Consider the following 15,273-nt stretch of genomic DNA (forward strand, 5'->3'; position numbering starts at 1 on the left):
TAATCTTTACATTTCTTGTTCGGATAACTGACGTACAGCAGTAGCGCTATCACATTCAAGTGCACGCTTTGCAAGCACTTGAGCTTTACTGTAGTTAAGTGTACGAATTTGGGCTTTAACCAAAGGAATACTATTCGGTGACATACTAAGCTCATCCACTCCTAAGCCCATCAGAATAGGTACAGCTTTTGGATCGGCTGCGAGTTCACCACATATACCAACCCATTTGCCATACTTATGTGCAGCTTTTACAGTTTGATCAATCAATTGCAAAATACTTGGGTGGAGGCCATCTGCTTCAGCCGAGAGGATAGGGTGACCACGGTCAATAGCTAAAGTATATTGAGTTAAGTCATTTGTTCCGATACTGAAAAAGTCCACTTCTTTCGCGAGAATAGGTGCAAGTAAAGCAGCAGAAGGAACTTCAATCATGATACCAACTTGTAAGTTGGTGCATGGATGTACAGCTTTAACTTCATCAAGAATAGTTTTTGCAGCACGCCATTCTTCCACACGGCCAATCATTGGAAACATGATTCTTAGAGGGCGGTCATCTGCAGCTTTAAGCAAAGCAATAATTTGTTGACGCAACAATTCAGGCTGTCTTAGCGTTAAACGGATACCTCTTAGACCTAAAAATGGATTTTCTTCTTCAGCAATTGGAAGGTAAGGAAGCGGTTTGTCACCACCTACATCTAGCGTACGTACTACGAGAGGGCGGCCCGCTAGAGCATCTAAAACAATACGATAATCTGCTTCTTGGGTAGCTTCACTCGGAGCGCTACTATGCGCCATAAAAACAAGCTCAGTCCTGAGTAGGCCAATTGCTTCAGCGCCACATTCTACCGCATGGGCTGTTGCTTGAACTTTTCCTAAATTGGCAGCAATTTCGATTTGATGTTGATCTAAAGTAATTGCAGGTTCTTGGCTATGACGTTCAGCTTCTTCACGAATTTTTTTCTGAAGCTCTCGTTCTTGTTTTGCTTGTTCGATTTGTTGAGCATTGGGATTTAAGATAAAAGCTCCAGTATCTCCATTAATTAAAAGAGAATTTTTTTGCTCAATATCTAGTACTTGATCACCAGCCCCAACAATTGCAGGGATACCTAAAGCACGAGCAACAATAGCACTATGAGCGCTTGCACCACCTACAGCTGTCAAAATACCTGCTACACGATCTTTATTAAGTCGGGCTACATCACTTGGTCCTACGTCATACATGATCAGTATATAAGGTTCTTTAGGTTCTTCTATGATGACCTCACCGCAAAGTTGAGCCAAAACGCGATCACCAATATCACGTAAATCTGTAGCACGCTCAGCCAGTAATCGATCTGGTAAAGCTGCTTGCTCTTTGGCTGCTGTCTCAATATGTTCATGCCATGCAGCAGGGGCAGAAAGATTTAAGTTAATTTTTTGATAAACACCATTAATCAGATCTGGGTCGTCAAGCATTTCCAAATGTGCTTGGAAGATTTGCTTAATCTCAGCCACTTCAGATTTTGCAATAACTTGGTGAATATTGTTTTTAACAGCATGAAGCGCAATATCAAGTTTTTCTTTTTCTATTTTGACACTTAAGCCCATACGTTCATATTGGTAAACCTTTGGCTTAATTACATGTACAGGTCCGAAAGCTAAACCGCTTGAAGCAGCAATTCCTGTATTTGAGCTAAGTGGTTTTGAATGGCTTGGGATTTCACTAGATTGCTCAATTTTAATGTCTGAAGATTGTATAGGTTCAACTTCTTCACCTAAGCCTTGTTGCACTGCCAAAATAACTTTATCTAAAGCTTCAACTGCATCCGTTTCTGGTTCGGCAATGAAACGTAAAGTTTGGCCACGTTTACAACCTAAAGCCAAGAGGCGTGTCAAACTTTTAGCAGAAACAAAATTTCCGTCATCTACTGCGACTTGAATATCACCTTGAAAACTTTTAGTTAAGTTCACTAAATGAGTTGCTGGTCGAGCATGTAATCCATGGGCATTGGCTAATACAACCGAACGGTGAGGCCAATCTGGAATAACATCTGCACCAATGATTTTAGCAATTTCATTTGGCGCTTGTGTTTGATCTAACTGTGCAACTTGCTCTGGATTAAACAGAATATCAATCAGTCGATTAAATCTCTGACTATCTAATTGCTCATTGGCAGCGATACACACGAGAGTATTTAACTTTTTTTCACCTAGCTCTAAAGCATGGCGAGGTTTTACAATGCTGATCGCTGGTTGTTGAACAAACTTACTACTTGAAATAGACCAGATCTGATCTTGTAGTTGAATAACTTGATCAGGGTCAAGTGAACTTAGAAAACCGCACTTTACGAAATTGTGTTTTTTTAAAATCTGAGATGCAGACCAAAATAAATCTTCAATATCTTGAGATTCAATTTCAGTTTGAATTAAATTCTCATGTAAAGTTAAAGATAATGGTTGAGCTTGTAAGATTTCAATAATTTGTTCAGGTTGTTTAGCATTTTTTACCTGTTCACTTACATCATGCATTAAAGCTCGAGTTAATATTTGTAGAACTTGTAAATGTTCATCAGATTTTGCTGCAATAACAACAGCTAAATAAATTCTGTTTTCACCATCCCATATAATTCCTTCTGGAAAGTGAGCTAAACGGATACCTGTTTCTAGAATAAATTCGCGAGATTGGGCTGTACCGTGGGGAATAGCAATGCCTTGACCTAAATAGGTGGCACTTTGTTGTTCGCGATTAATGAGTCCTGTAATGTAGTCAGGTGTAACTAACCCATCTTTTACCAATATATCTACTAGACACTGTAATGCATGCTTTTTATCAACAGCATGTTGATTCATATGAATATGTCGAGGCTCTAGTGCTAGCATACTTATCCTTGAACAATTTCTTTGGTTTAGCTAAACAGAAAAAAAGAAGCTGTTAGTATTAAAAAAAGGTTAGTTTAACCGTTTTTAAACAACAGCTTCGTATAAATAACGATAGCAGAACTTTAAAGCTATATCGACGTATTTACGTAAATAATGCTTGTTTTTAATACAAAGGAATAGGTGATTAATATATTTTGTTTTCTTATGATAATTATTAGGTTAATAAACTAACTTTATAAAAGAAGTGGGTATTAATATTAAAAAAAACCTCTATACCGGATTACGGGTATAGAGGCAAAAGTAAAAGATCAATAGATTAGTGTTGGATTTCCTGTTCTAAAAGTGACCATAAGTTTTGATGTGATTTTTTAAACATTAGCATGTGCCCAATTGATTTATGCCCAAGTTTCATGGGATTTAGCTCTAGCATTTTTGTGGGCGCATTAGGATAAAGTTTTAATAAATCTTCAACGTTACGCTCGGTTGCAATTTCATCGTCACTTGCCCAAATTGAAGTAATAGGGCAGATAATTTCACTATGAAAATCATGATGGACTGTTTTACCTATAGCATTTTTCACATAGCCAGGATGGCTGCAAAATTCTCGCCACTGTTGGGCGACTTTTTTAGGTAAGTTTTCTCCCATTCCAATAAATTGAGTAGCACCATAACCTTTAAAAGCACTAGAAATTGGAAAGATGACATTGAACATTACCGGTGCTAAAAACTTGGTTTTACCTTTAAGACCTTTTACATGGCCAGTGGAACCTGCGACCGCGATAACTTTTGCTACTTTATGAAAATTAGGAACAATTCCTAATAGCTGCCCACCAGCACTATGGCCAAGAAGGGTAACTTGTTCTGCTTTAGTTTTTTCTAATAACGTATCAATTGCACAAGGAATATCGAGAACTCCCCAATCATTAATACTTGCTGTACTTTGCTTCAAAGACCCGTGTAAAGAGCCTCCAATTCCACGGAAATCAAAGCTTAATACGTCATATCCTTGTTCGCTTAACCATGTAGCAAAAGAATGATAGAAGTTTTTAGTAATACCTGTTGCTGGACAGATCAATACGGGATTTGCTGATTTTGGGGATTGAGCTGGATAAAAATGTGCAGCAAGTTGATAACCATCTTTACAGGTCATCCAAAATGATTCAAAAGTGTTATCCATAATATTTCGTAGTGATTGGTTTATTGATATCTTTAATTTACAGGAGTTCCGAAATGAAACTTGGTTAAAATGTGACTATAAAGTCAATATTTATGTTATATAGCTCATTAAATTTGAATAAAACAAATAATTGGAAAAAAGATGGATTTACCAAAAGCTGTACAGCTCGCAATTGTGTTTAGTGGCATATTTTTATGGATAGGAATGTTAACTGGGGTATGGAAATATTGGCAAATACGCCATTCAGAATTAAGTCGTGCTCATTATTATGTGGATATCGCTCATCGAAGTAGTTTGTTATATGCAGCTGCTAGCTTAATTCTAGCTGTATTAAGTTATTTTACTGTTTTAAATGAAAATATTACTTTATGGTGTGTGTTCGCAAATATTCTATTTTTTAGTTTTTCAATTCTGGTTTATATCATACATGGCTATTTACAGGACACAACAAATCAATTCAAACGTCCTCACAAGCTAGGTCGTTTTAGCTTACCTTCATGGATGATGACTTTAATGATGGTGGGATTAATTTTGACTGAATTAGTAGCTACAGCTATTTTAGTTATCGGAACAATTTTTTTATTTTTGGATGTATAAAAATGGATGATTGCTCATCCATTTTTTAAGTATTCGAGTTTTGTTGACTAAGACGTCTTTTAGCTAGTTTTCGCATCTTATGGTCGACAAAGGCCCACACACAAAATATGAAAGAAACAACCATCGCATACATAAAGTATTCGGGTTTCAGATTTCCTTTAATCATACCTTGAAACAGTAAAGTCAGCATAAGAGCAAGCGGTGTTACTCCATAAACAACTGAATCTTTGCTGTTCAGAGTGTTAATGAAGACTTGTTTGTTGAAATGTAATGATAACATCTCCATCCCTCCTTGTGGTTGCGCTAAAACCGAATGTTTTAGTCAAGAATAAGTTTAATGTTGTACTTCTATTTTTAATTCAATTCAATAGTGAATAGAAAATTTTTTGAACAGTTTTATAAAAAACTCTATGTTTATAAAAGGTTAAGGTATTAAAAAAGTAAATATTAAATATTTTTGTATAAAATACTTAATGTTTTAGAAAAGAGAAAATATTTTAATGAAAAGTGTAATAATTTCTCTTTTCTATCATTTCAGGTTAGCTGTTTTGTTTTTTTAAAAATGTATCAATCGCATGTTGAGCAATTTCTGCATCTTCAAAAGATTGAACACCAGAAACGCCAATCGCCCCTAAAATTTGCCCGTCATAAATAATCGGTTTTCCACCTTCTAACATTCCTTGAGCACTAGGCATACTTAAAAAACCTAAGCGTCCACTTTGTAGAAGTTCTTCATAAAATTTTGAAGGTCTACCTGATATTGAAGAGCATTTTGCTTTTTCTAAGCATAAATGTGAGGATAAAGGTGAAGCACCATCTAAACGTTTCATCAACAGTAGAGAACTTGTTTCATCAACAATAGCGATACTGACTTTAAAGTTGTGTTCAATTGCATATTTTTGAGCTTCTTCCATTAAAAACTCTGCGTCTGCTTGTGTTAGGTAATATTTACTTTTCATTGTTGCTCTTCTTTCCTAGTAAGCTAAAAATTATTTTAGTGTAATTTTACAGTAAAAACTGATTATATCTATAGTTGATTTGTCATTGAAAGTAGTGTGGAAATAAAATGCCGGTTGGGTAAACTCAGCATTTTATTCAATATATAAAATCATGTTTGGGTAAAACTCGATTTCAAAAAAGACACTAGATTAAATGTTTTTAAATTTAACTTTGTCGATAATTACGGTAATTGCTAGAACAACTAAAGATGGGATCAACCAAGCTAAATTTTGTTCATTTAAAGGTAAATGTTGAAGAAATGCAGGTAAATAATCACCAAAACCAGCAACTTTAATACCGTCAATAATACCGAAAATTAAAGCAATACTTGTTACTGAACCGACAATAAAAGAGGGTTTGTGCCAAAATTTCCAAAAGAAGCTCAGCATAATTACAACAATGGCTGGTGGATAAATTGCACTTAAAACAGGTACTGATACAGCAATAAGTTTGGTTAATCCAAGATTAGAAATAATGAAAGAGAAACCAACTAAAATGAATACTAAAAGTTTGTAAGGCAATTTAGTTAACTGAGCAAAATACTCACCGCAAGCACAAGTTAAGCCAATCGCTGTCACCATACATGCTAGAAAAATTAGTCCAGTTAAGAATAATGAACCCATATTGCCAAAAGCATGTTGAACATACGCATGTAAAATTACTGCACCATTTGCTGCATTTGGTGCTACTTCATGACTACCTACACCTAATTTGAATAAGCTTAAATAGACTAAAGTAAGACCTGCACCAGAAATAAGACTGGCAATAATCGCATACTTAGTGACTAATTTTTTATCGGTAACACCACGCGAATAAATCGCTTGAATAATTACGATACCGAATACTAGTGCACCTAAAGTATCCATAGTGAGATAACCATTTACGAAACCTTCCGAAACTGGAGATTCAACGTAATGGTTGATTGGAGCAGGGACGTAACCCGCTGGGATCATAACTGCTGCAATACCTAAAATTGCTAAAGCAATAATTTTTAGCGGAGCAAGCACATGACCAACAGTATCCAATAACTTGTTTGGATAAAGTGAAACTACAGTTACAAATGAAAAATAAATTGCGCTGTAAATTAAAAGGCTACTACTTGATGTTCCAAAATAAGATGAAAAACCAATTTCATAAGAAACAGTAGCTGTACGTGGGGTAGCAAATAAAGGGCCTACTGATAAATAACAAACAACAGTTAAAATCAGACTTGCTACTCGACCGAGAGGAGAGCTAATAATTTCAATGGAACCCTGCATACGAGAGAGTGCCATGATGGTAATTACAGGTAGACCAACTGCAGTAATCAAAAAGCCTATAGCGGCTAGCCATACATGATCACCGGCTTGTTGAGCGACAATGGGAGGAAAGATAATATTGCCAGCTCCAATAAAAAGAGCAAAGGTCATAAAACCTAGGGCAATAATATCTCCAGTACGAAGATGTTGCATAAATTAAAATTAATAAAAAAAAAGGAATTTTAGAGCAAACGAGAGCATGATCAAGCGGTATTTTATGTGAAAAAGATTTTTTTCAGAGCATAAAAACCTTTAGTAGATATTAAAAATATCAATTGGTTAAGGTATGTATTTGAAAAACCATTGAAAGAAATTAGGAAATCATTTTTTGCCTCTGACTTTTTAAAGAAATTATGCAAAAATAAAAGTATGAATTTCTATTATGAATGTTGAATATTTGGGCATTTAATGCTTCCAGCCTATCCTATATCCGTTCTAGAATATTCTAAATTAACTTACATTTTTGTAGGCGTGGTAAAAGCAGTGTCTACGAGGATAAAACTGAATGAGAGCTTCTACTGTTACAATAAAAACTGAACAAGATCTGGAAAAGTTAAGAGTTTCTGGACGCTTGGCTGCACAAGTTTTAGAAATGATAGGGGCATATATTAAACCGGGTGTATCTACTGAATATTTAGATAACCTGTGTAATGACTATATTGTAAATACTTTAAAAGTTATTCCTGCGAATGTGGGATATCATGGTTTTACTAAAACAATATGTACATCAGTAAATGAAGTAGTTTGCCATGGAATTCCGTCACCGAATAAGATTTTAAAAGATGGCGATATTATTAATATTGATGTCGCAATTATTAAAGATGGCTATTTTGGTGATACGAGCCGCATGTATTTTGTAGGTGATGTAAACCCGCAAGCAAAAAAACTTGTTGATACAACTTATGAAGCGATGGTTGCTGGGATTCATGCTGTTAAGCCAGGAGCTACACTAGGCGATATTGGTTATGCTATTCAGTCAGTTGCTCATCGAGAAGGGTATAGCATTGTTCGAGAATATTGTGGTCATGGGATTGGTAAGGTTTATCATGAACAACCTAATGTTTTACATTATGGGCAGCGCGGCCAAGGCTTAGTATTAAAAAAAGGTATGGTCTTTACGATTGAACCGATGATTAATGCGGGTAGACCACAGGTTAAAGAATTAAATGACGGTTGGACAGTTATTACTCAAGATCTTTCGTTATCTGCGCAATGGGAACATATGGTTGCTGTAACTGACACTGGCTTTGAACTCTTAACACCTTGGCCTGAAGGTGTAGGAAACTATCCTGCAATTTAAAAATAAAAAAGTTCGATAATTATCGAACTTTTTTTAAATTCATTTTAATGCTCAGAAAGATGTTCTACCAAATAATCAATAAATACTCGTACAGCAGGTAATAACCCTCGGCGTGATGGATATACGGCATGTAATATACCGTGAGGAGCTTTCCATTCCGGTAAAATTTGTACAAGCTGTCCGGATTTTAGAAAATCTTCTGCTGCGCTCTCTGGTAGTAAAGCGATCCCACAGTTTTGACTCGCTAATTGCGCCAACATATGGATATTTGTACCCATTACGATAGGGCTGACTTTGATTTTCTTTTGCTGATTGTCTGGACCATGCAAAAGGAATTGTTGATCAAGATGCTCTTCTGACAAACTTAAAATGCGATGCTCACTAAGTTGTTCTGGATTTTTTATATCTCCAAATTCATTTAGATATGCTTGACTTGCAAATAGACTCTGTTCAATAAGTGCAAACTGTCTAAGAACTAAACTTGGATCATCATCTAGTTTTGAGCGAACACGTAAAGCAATATCAATTCCTTCATTAATGACATCTACTCGACGATTGCTAACCATAAGTTGCAAACGAATTTCTGGATATTTTTTTAAGAAAGCAGGCAAAATTTTAGGCAGTTGATTTTGAGCAATATCAACAGGAACACTAACCTTTACAACACCTCTAGGTTGAATGCTTAAATGATCAACCAAATCATGAGCAGCCTGTGCAGCATTCATCATGACTTGAGCATGTCTATAAATATCCATCCCAATATCTGTAACAGCAAAATGACGAGAGCTGCGTTGAATCAGGCGAACGCCTAAGTTTTCTTCTAGGCTATATACACGACGACTTAGTTTTGATTTTGGTATATCCGTTACACGCTCAGCGGCACTAAAACCACCATGCTCAACGACGAGAGCAAAACAATAAAAATCATCAAGATCAGTGAGCATTAAAATATCCTATTTCTGCAACAACCATGATTTTACATTATTAATTTTGCAACGATAATTCTTAAACTAAATTTTTTGTAATTAAAACATACACTAATGTATTTCCTTTAAATGAGAATTTGAAATTATATTGTCATTACAATGTAATTTTAATGTGCATTTTTGCTTAGTGTTTCTAGCCTTTTCTAGAACTTTCAATTAATTTCTTTTACACTATAATTTTCTATTCTTCTCAAATCTAATGCATTATCAATTGATCGAACTTAACGATGCTTCTGCGAATATTGAATGTCCATTTTGCAAACAAGCAATAATTGACTGGGCGCAAGAACAATATGTTCAGCCATGTGAACATACTTTATTTATTGCTATGGATTTGGGGTTTGAATTTATTGCTGATCGATTTGAAGAGTGTATGGATCAAAATGTGGATGAGTTGCACGAAGATCCGAATATGAATATTTTTGAAGCTCTTACGACAACAACTTATGAAAATCTAATTATTTTAAAATCTGATTTAGGTGTGGAAAATTTATTTCGCTATGTCGGGGTAAGTGATCGTTAAAATTGAGAGTATAAAAAAGCCAATCTATTGATTGGCTTTTTTATTATTTACGCTTCTGGCGCTGCACTGTATTGTTCAACTAATGGTTTTAATTCGCCATTTTGGAACATTTCAAGCATGATATCGCTACCGCCAATAAGTTCGCCATTTACCCAAAGTTGCGGGAAAGTAGGCCAGTTCGCAATTTTTGGTAATGTTGCACGAATATCAGGGTTTTCCAAAATATTTACATATGCAAATGGACGACCAATTTGACTGAGCGCTTCTACAGCACGTGCAGAGAAACCACATTGTGGAAACTGTGGAGTGCCTTTCATGTAAAGTAAAACGGGATGCTTCGCAATTTGATCGCGGATTAACGCTTCAGTATCACGTGCTTGTTCAGTCATAAAGAGATCCTCAACTAATCTAGCAGCATTATAGGGGGTGTTTACATCGCTTTGCAAACCACCTGATTACTTAAAGTTGCATTGAATATTCAATATTTTATTGTATAAACCGAAGCGATAGCAAAAAGCGGACGAAATTTTAGATAAATGAGTGATGAGACTTTTCATCAGAGCCAGTTTTTGCTTATATAAACCCTTCTTAAAACCTCATACAGACAGAGTTCGTTATGAATGATATTACCCTAGCTCCAATACAACCTGATCAACCATCACATTTAATGGCTACTTATGGTCGCCAAGCGATCAGTTTTGTACGAGGCCGAGGGGCATATCTATATACCGAAGATGGTACAGAGTATTTAGATGCTTTAACCGGTATTGCTGTATGTGGTTTAGGTCATGCGCATCCAGTCATCGCAGAAGCAATTGCTGAACAAGCTGCAACACTTGTGCATACAAGTAACTTATTTGAGATTCCTTGGCAAACGGCTGCTGCTCAGAAGCTTGCTGAAGTTTCAGGGATGGAAGAGATCTTCTTTTCAAACAGTGGTGCTGAGTCAAATGAAGGCGCCATTAAAATTGCTCGTAAATTTGGTACTCAACAAGGTGTAAGCTCCCCAAAGATAATTGTGGCAGAGCAATCATTTCATGGTCGTACTTTAGCAACACTTTCAGCTACTGGTAATAAGAAAGTACAAGATGGTTTTGCTCCTTTAACCAATGATTTTATTCGTGTGCCATTTGGTGATGTAGAAGCAATTCAAGAAGCTGCTTTGCAGCACCCAGATATTGTTGCGATTTTGATTGAACCTATTCAAGGTGAGGGTGGTATTAATACAGCACCTCAAGGCTTTAGCTATCTTGAAGAAGTCCGCACCATATGTAATCAACATAACTGGCTAATGATGTTAGATGAAATTCAAACAGGTAACGGCCGTACTGGTAAGTATTTTGCTTATCAGCATACAAACATTGTGCCTGATGTTTTGACGACTGCGAAAGGACTTGGTAATGGCTTTCCAGTAGGCGCGGTAATGACCCAAGGTAAAGCTGTTGGCTTATTAGGACCTGGTAGCCATGGGTCTACTTATGGTGGCACAGTGCTAGGTTCTCGTGTGGTTTATACAGTAATTGATACAATCCAAAAAGAGAATGCTGTAGAAAACGCGGCAGTTGTTGGTGGTTATATTGTTGATCAATTACGTGCGCAATTGGCAGATAAAAATGTGCAAGTACGTGGCTTTGGTATGATGATTGGTATTCAATTGCCTAAAGACTGTGCTGAGCTCGTTGCAATTGCTCGTGATCAACATAAGCTTATTATTAATGTTACAGCTGGTTCAGTAGTGCGTTTATTGCCACCAATTAACATGACTCAAGCACAGGCTGATGACTTGCTAGAGCGTTTAGTTGCTTTAATTAATAACTATCTTTAAGTTTTATATCAATAAAAAGTGGGCATAGAAATGCCCATTTTTTATATGAAATAATTAACCAGAGATGTACTGTTTTAATTGTTCAATGAGATTTTTCTGGTCTTCCATTGCAGCTTTTACCAAGTCACCAATAGAGATAAAACCAACTAATTTTTCATTGTCTAGTACAGGCAAGTGACGTAAATGACGATCTGTCATAAGCTGCAAACATTCTTCAACCGTGTTATTTAAGCTTACCGTAAGTACTTTGGATGTCATAATTTCAGCGACTGTAGTGCTATATGATGAACGTTCCATAAGCGTTACTTTTCGCGTGTAGTCACGTTCAGACAAAATTCCGACAACTTTTTCACCCTCAGCTACGACGAGCGCACCAATTCCTTTATCCGCCATAATCTTAATTGCTTCAAGGACAGTGGCTTCTGGAGAAATTGTAAAAATATCTTGTTCTGCTTTGTTCTTGATTACTTGTGCAACGATTGTCATTTCTTCTGTCCTGTGTTTTATCATTTTGTTTTAAATTAGCTTGATTTTATAAAAATGCAAAGACTGGATAGTCATTCAAATACAAGTTTTACATTCAAGCGTTCAAAAAGCATTCTAATAGAGGTTAAGAACCTAAAGAAAAGTTTACGCTCCTTGCCAATTCGGATGTTTGAAAAAGAAATGTTGCATTTGCTGAGTAGATAACTTTAATTTTCTATGAGATGAATTAAACAAAGCAGGAGTGACGTTGAGTCGTGTTAAAGTTGGTAGTAAAGACTCATGGAAATCTTTAGGTGTAATTCTTCTTGGTTTGTAATGTGGCCAATGCTCTTTTGCGTAGCGATGTGCCTGCAAACCATTAAGCCAAAAAGGAAAAATAAAGTCTTCCTGATCTGATTTAATTGCCCATCCCTGATGAAATAATCCCCAAAGAACCCCGCAATACATCATGGTTCTTAAAATATAAATCTTAATCATCAAGTCTCTTGAAACCGGTTGTAGATTACTTAAACTTTTCATTGTGAATTTAAAGGTTCTAACTTGTCTTGCTTATTATAAAAAAATCAGATGACATTTCAGTTTAAACAGGTATCAAATCGTAAACAAATATTCCAGCTGTGAAATTCATATCCTTTACTTAAAGTGGCTAAAGCTTTAGATAAATTGCTAGTTTTACTTATTTCCAGACGTAAAAAAACGCCACCTAGGTGACGTTTCTTTATGCTTGCATTGTGGCTAACTTTTGCCAATATTGTGCTTTAAGTGAGTCACGTTCAACACGGAAACCTTGATAATACAATTCAGCTAAAAACAGAGCAGCTTTACCGTGCCCAGCGCGAGCAACTTCTTCTAACTGTGCAACTGCATCCTGAAAATTCATTTGAGAGTGAATTGTGTTTACTGCAGTTGCGTACACATGTTCTAAATCATGATGAGAGATACGTTGAATCATAGAAAACTCCTTATTGTAATTATGATTACTTTTTCTAAAGGCTACTGCCTTTAAATTAATTTAACTTAGAATTATTAAACTAATATTACAAATTAATGGATTTGTCAACTATTGGTGCATACCAGTTAATTCACTATTAGGATACATGATTAAACATTATTCACAAATAATTTTGAGTAAAATCAATATGAGAATAAAAGACAAGGAGAATAAAATATGACAAATACTATCGATGGCTTTGTTTTTGATACTCCACCTAGAGAGGAACAAATCATAGAACTAGCCCATTATCATCGTAAACTATTAGACGAAGCGATCTTTCATCAAGAGATCCATTTAGGGGATTATTGTCTTGCTCAGCGCAAAAGAGTATTTGACTTTGCAAGGCATTTGGAACCTGCACAAAAAAACTGGTTTTATCAAGTTTATGATGGTGAACTGAGAAAAATTGCCGACGAAGACGAACTGCATCCAGCCGATGCTGAAGAAGGTTTAAGTATTTTTGCGATGTTTTTAGTCTTGGTGATTATTGCAGCAATTTTATACTTTTCCGTCATTCGTTCACTAATAAGCTAAGTATTATTATCCAGTAAGGTACGATTCTTGGCCTTACTGGATGTTTGATCTTGTGCTTATGAGTATTGAACCCTACACTACACTAATTCGAGGTAGGTCATGCTCATATTCAAACAAAATTTTCTTAAATTAAAGTCTGAGTTAAAAGTTGATCAATGTTTTAACCTATTTGTGGTTATTGTCATTGGCTGTATTTTTGTACTGTCATATTTAGCATTACTTCGGCCTATTAGTCCGGAACAATATCAACGAATTATACAACTCTCTCATCAAGCTACTTATCCTAAAACTCAGGATATGGCTGAGCTGTTAATAGCTCAATCAGAAATTCATAGAGCAGAGTATTTAAAGTTAATGCATGCATATCAATTTGAAGGTGCTCATATTAGACAATATCCAGCACTTGCTCAGGAAGATACTCAGTAAATGGGTTAATTCGGCTAAATCTTGGTTTCCAAAGCTTTTTGAGCACTATTGTGGCAGGCAAAATTTTGAATTTATGCTAAACTTTGTCTTTTTAAACGCGCTGCTTTTCAAGGAATCCGCATGGAGCAACAATCGAATATGCAAAATAAATTCTTGATAGATGCTGAGATCGGTGATGACGATGTCACATTACCTAATTTACCTGCTATCGATGTTCCCATCGTTGAATCTCCTGCTAAATCACAAGAAAATATTGAAGTAGCCAAAGACGAAGTGGCTTCTACAGAAACACCGGTTGAACAACCAAAAACTGGTTTTTTTGGCCGGATGAAAGAAGGCTTAACCAAAACTCGTCGTAATTTCGCTGATGGTATGGTCAATATTTTGATTGGCGGAAAGGAAATTGACGATGAGTTACTTGAAGAAGTCGAAGAGCAATTATTGGTTGCAGACATTGGTGTTGAAGCAACTAAAACCATCATTACCAATTTAACAGAGCGTACAGCTCGTGGTGATTTGATCTATTCCCACTCTTTATATAAAGCGTTACAAGAAGAGTTGGTTGCTTTGTTGGCTCCACGTGTTAAGCCATTGCATATTGACCCTAATAAATCACCGTATGTGATTTTGATGGTTGGGGTAAATGGAGTGGGTAAAACTACAACTATTGGTAAGTTGGCGAAACGTTTACAAGGTGAAGGCAAAAAAGTGATGTTGGCTGCTGGTGATACATTCCGCGCCGCAGCAACTGAGCAATTGCAAATCTGGGGTGAACGTAACGATATCTCTGTAGTAGCTCAAGGTCACGGAGCTGATAGTGCTTCTGTTATTTTTGATGCCTTTGAAAGTGCTCGTGCTAAAGGAATTGACGTATTAATTGCGGATACGGCAGGTCGTTTACATAATAAGAGTAACTTGATGGAAGAACTCAAAAAAGTTAAACGTGTTATGCAGAAAATTGATGCAACTGCACCTCATGAAATTATGTTGGTGGTAGATGCAGGAACAGGTCAAAACGCGATTAACCAAGTACAAGAGTTTGATCAAGCTGTAGGTTTAACGGGTATTACCATTACCAAACTGGATGGAACTGCGAAAGGCGGTGTGCTCTTTAATATTGCAAGTCGCACCCATGTGCCAATTCGTTTTATTGGTGTAGGTGAAAAAATTGATGATTTAAGACCATTCTCGGCTAAATCTTTTGTTGCTGCGCTGTTTGAAACTGATAAGTAAATTGCTTGGTAACCCTAAAAAGCTTCACTAAATCGT

At 36.1% G+C, this 15,273-nt stretch carries 17 protein-coding genes; 7 read left to right on the top strand and 10 right to left on the bottom strand.

What is annotated here, in order from left to right; translation table 11 throughout:
- Positions 1-6: 6 nt before the first annotated feature.
- Positions 7-2,859 carry a phosphoenolpyruvate--protein phosphotransferase gene (gene ptsP / locus JGE69_RS08835; protein WP_199112730.1) on the bottom strand — a complete coding sequence of 951 codons (2,853 nt, stop codon included), beginning with the start codon at positions 2,857-2,859 and terminating at the stop codon, positions 7-9.
- Positions 2,860-3,175: 316 nt separating this feature from the next.
- On the bottom strand, positions 3,176-4,036 hold the full coding sequence (locus tag JGE69_RS08840) for an alpha/beta fold hydrolase (protein WP_005068960.1): 861 nt from the start codon (positions 4,034-4,036) through the stop codon (positions 3,176-3,178).
- 141 nt (positions 4,037-4,177) lie between these two features.
- On the opposite strand from JGE69_RS08840, the gene JGE69_RS08845 reads away from it, so the two are divergent.
- A complete protein-coding gene (locus tag JGE69_RS08845; RefSeq protein WP_032003796.1) occupies positions 4,178-4,633 on the top strand; it encodes a hypothetical protein in 456 nt (151 codons plus the stop codon).
- Between the two features lie 25 nt (positions 4,634-4,658).
- Here the strand turns inward: JGE69_RS08845 and JGE69_RS08850 are convergent, their stop codons facing one another.
- From JGE69_RS08850 to brnQ, 3 genes are all read right to left on the bottom strand, one after another.
- The gene (locus JGE69_RS08850) at positions 4,659-4,913 is read right to left on the bottom strand and encodes a hypothetical protein (RefSeq protein WP_005068965.1); all 255 of its coding nucleotides are present in this window, start codon (positions 4,911-4,913) and stop codon (positions 4,659-4,661) included.
- A 259-nt stretch (positions 4,914-5,172) separates the two neighbouring features.
- Positions 5,173-5,592 carry a GlcG/HbpS family heme-binding protein gene (locus tag JGE69_RS08855; RefSeq protein WP_014206963.1) on the bottom strand — a complete coding sequence of 140 codons (420 nt, stop codon included), beginning with the start codon at positions 5,590-5,592 and terminating at the stop codon, positions 5,173-5,175.
- A 189-nt stretch (positions 5,593-5,781) separates the two neighbouring features.
- Positions 5,782-7,083, bottom strand: a complete 1,302-nt coding sequence (gene brnQ, locus JGE69_RS08860) for a branched-chain amino acid transport system II carrier protein (protein ID WP_005073945.1) — start codon at positions 7,081-7,083, stop codon at positions 5,782-5,784.
- Between the two features lie 352 nt (positions 7,084-7,435).
- Here brnQ and map point away from each other — a divergent pair, with 352 nt between their 5' ends.
- Positions 7,436-8,230 (top strand): type I methionyl aminopeptidase, encoded by a 795-nt coding sequence (gene map, locus JGE69_RS08865; RefSeq protein ID WP_032003794.1) that lies wholly within the window; start codon positions 7,436-7,438, stop codon positions 8,228-8,230.
- Positions 8,231-8,274: 44 nt separating this feature from the next.
- Here map and JGE69_RS08870 read toward each other — a convergent pair whose 3' ends face one another.
- Positions 8,275-9,174, bottom strand: a complete 900-nt coding sequence (locus tag JGE69_RS08870; protein ID WP_002120927.1) for a LysR family transcriptional regulator — start codon at positions 9,172-9,174, stop codon at positions 8,275-8,277.
- Positions 9,175-9,415: 241 nt separating this feature from the next.
- On the opposite strand from JGE69_RS08870, the gene JGE69_RS08875 reads away from it, so the two are divergent.
- A complete protein-coding gene (locus JGE69_RS08875) occupies positions 9,416-9,739 on the top strand; it encodes a hypothetical protein (RefSeq protein ID WP_005073949.1) in 324 nt (107 codons plus the stop codon).
- Between the two features lie 47 nt (positions 9,740-9,786).
- Here JGE69_RS08875 and grxD read toward each other — a convergent pair whose 3' ends face one another.
- Positions 9,787-10,128, bottom strand: a complete 342-nt coding sequence (grxD, locus tag JGE69_RS08880; RefSeq protein WP_002120913.1) for a Grx4 family monothiol glutaredoxin — start codon at positions 10,126-10,128, stop codon at positions 9,787-9,789.
- A gap of 227 nt (positions 10,129-10,355) precedes the next feature.
- Between grxD and JGE69_RS08885 the strand changes: the two genes are divergently transcribed.
- The gene (locus JGE69_RS08885) at positions 10,356-11,564 is read left to right on the top strand and encodes an aspartate aminotransferase family protein (protein WP_002121101.1); all 1,209 of its coding nucleotides are present in this window, start codon (positions 10,356-10,358) and stop codon (positions 11,562-11,564) included.
- 54 nt (positions 11,565-11,618) lie between these two features.
- On the opposite strand, the gene JGE69_RS08890 is transcribed toward JGE69_RS08885, so the two are convergent.
- The 3 genes from JGE69_RS08890 to JGE69_RS08900 form a co-directional block, all read right to left on the bottom strand.
- Positions 11,619-12,050 (bottom strand): CBS domain-containing protein, encoded by a 432-nt coding sequence (locus JGE69_RS08890; protein ID WP_002121094.1) that lies wholly within the window; start codon positions 12,048-12,050, stop codon positions 11,619-11,621.
- A gap of 144 nt (positions 12,051-12,194) precedes the next feature.
- A complete protein-coding gene (locus JGE69_RS08895; RefSeq protein WP_005802084.1) occupies positions 12,195-12,569 on the bottom strand; it encodes a DUF2750 domain-containing protein in 375 nt (124 codons plus the stop codon).
- A 199-nt stretch (positions 12,570-12,768) separates the two neighbouring features.
- Positions 12,769-13,002, bottom strand: a complete 234-nt coding sequence (locus JGE69_RS08900; RefSeq protein ID WP_002121063.1) for a hypothetical protein — start codon at positions 13,000-13,002, stop codon at positions 12,769-12,771.
- A 216-nt stretch (positions 13,003-13,218) separates the two neighbouring features.
- Between JGE69_RS08900 and JGE69_RS08905 the strand changes: the two genes are divergently transcribed.
- The 3 genes from JGE69_RS08905 (at position 13,219) to ftsY (ending at position 15,237) form a co-directional block, all read left to right on the top strand.
- The gene (locus JGE69_RS08905; protein WP_002120892.1) at positions 13,219-13,578 is read left to right on the top strand and encodes a hypothetical protein; all 360 of its coding nucleotides are present in this window, start codon (positions 13,219-13,221) and stop codon (positions 13,576-13,578) included.
- 99 nt (positions 13,579-13,677) lie between these two features.
- Complete coding sequence (locus JGE69_RS08910) at positions 13,678-14,004, top strand: hypothetical protein (RefSeq protein ID WP_002120920.1); 327 nt, start codon at positions 13,678-13,680, stop codon at positions 14,002-14,004.
- A 120-nt stretch (positions 14,005-14,124) separates the two neighbouring features.
- Positions 14,125-15,237 (top strand): signal recognition particle-docking protein FtsY, encoded by a 1,113-nt coding sequence (gene ftsY, locus JGE69_RS08915; RefSeq protein ID WP_002121114.1) that lies wholly within the window; start codon positions 14,125-14,127, stop codon positions 15,235-15,237.
- Positions 15,238-15,273 lie beyond the last annotated feature (36 nt).

The organism is Acinetobacter sp. C13, from assembly GCF_016809775.1.
Taxonomy (GTDB): domain Bacteria; phylum Pseudomonadota; class Gammaproteobacteria; order Pseudomonadales; family Moraxellaceae; genus Acinetobacter; species Acinetobacter pittii.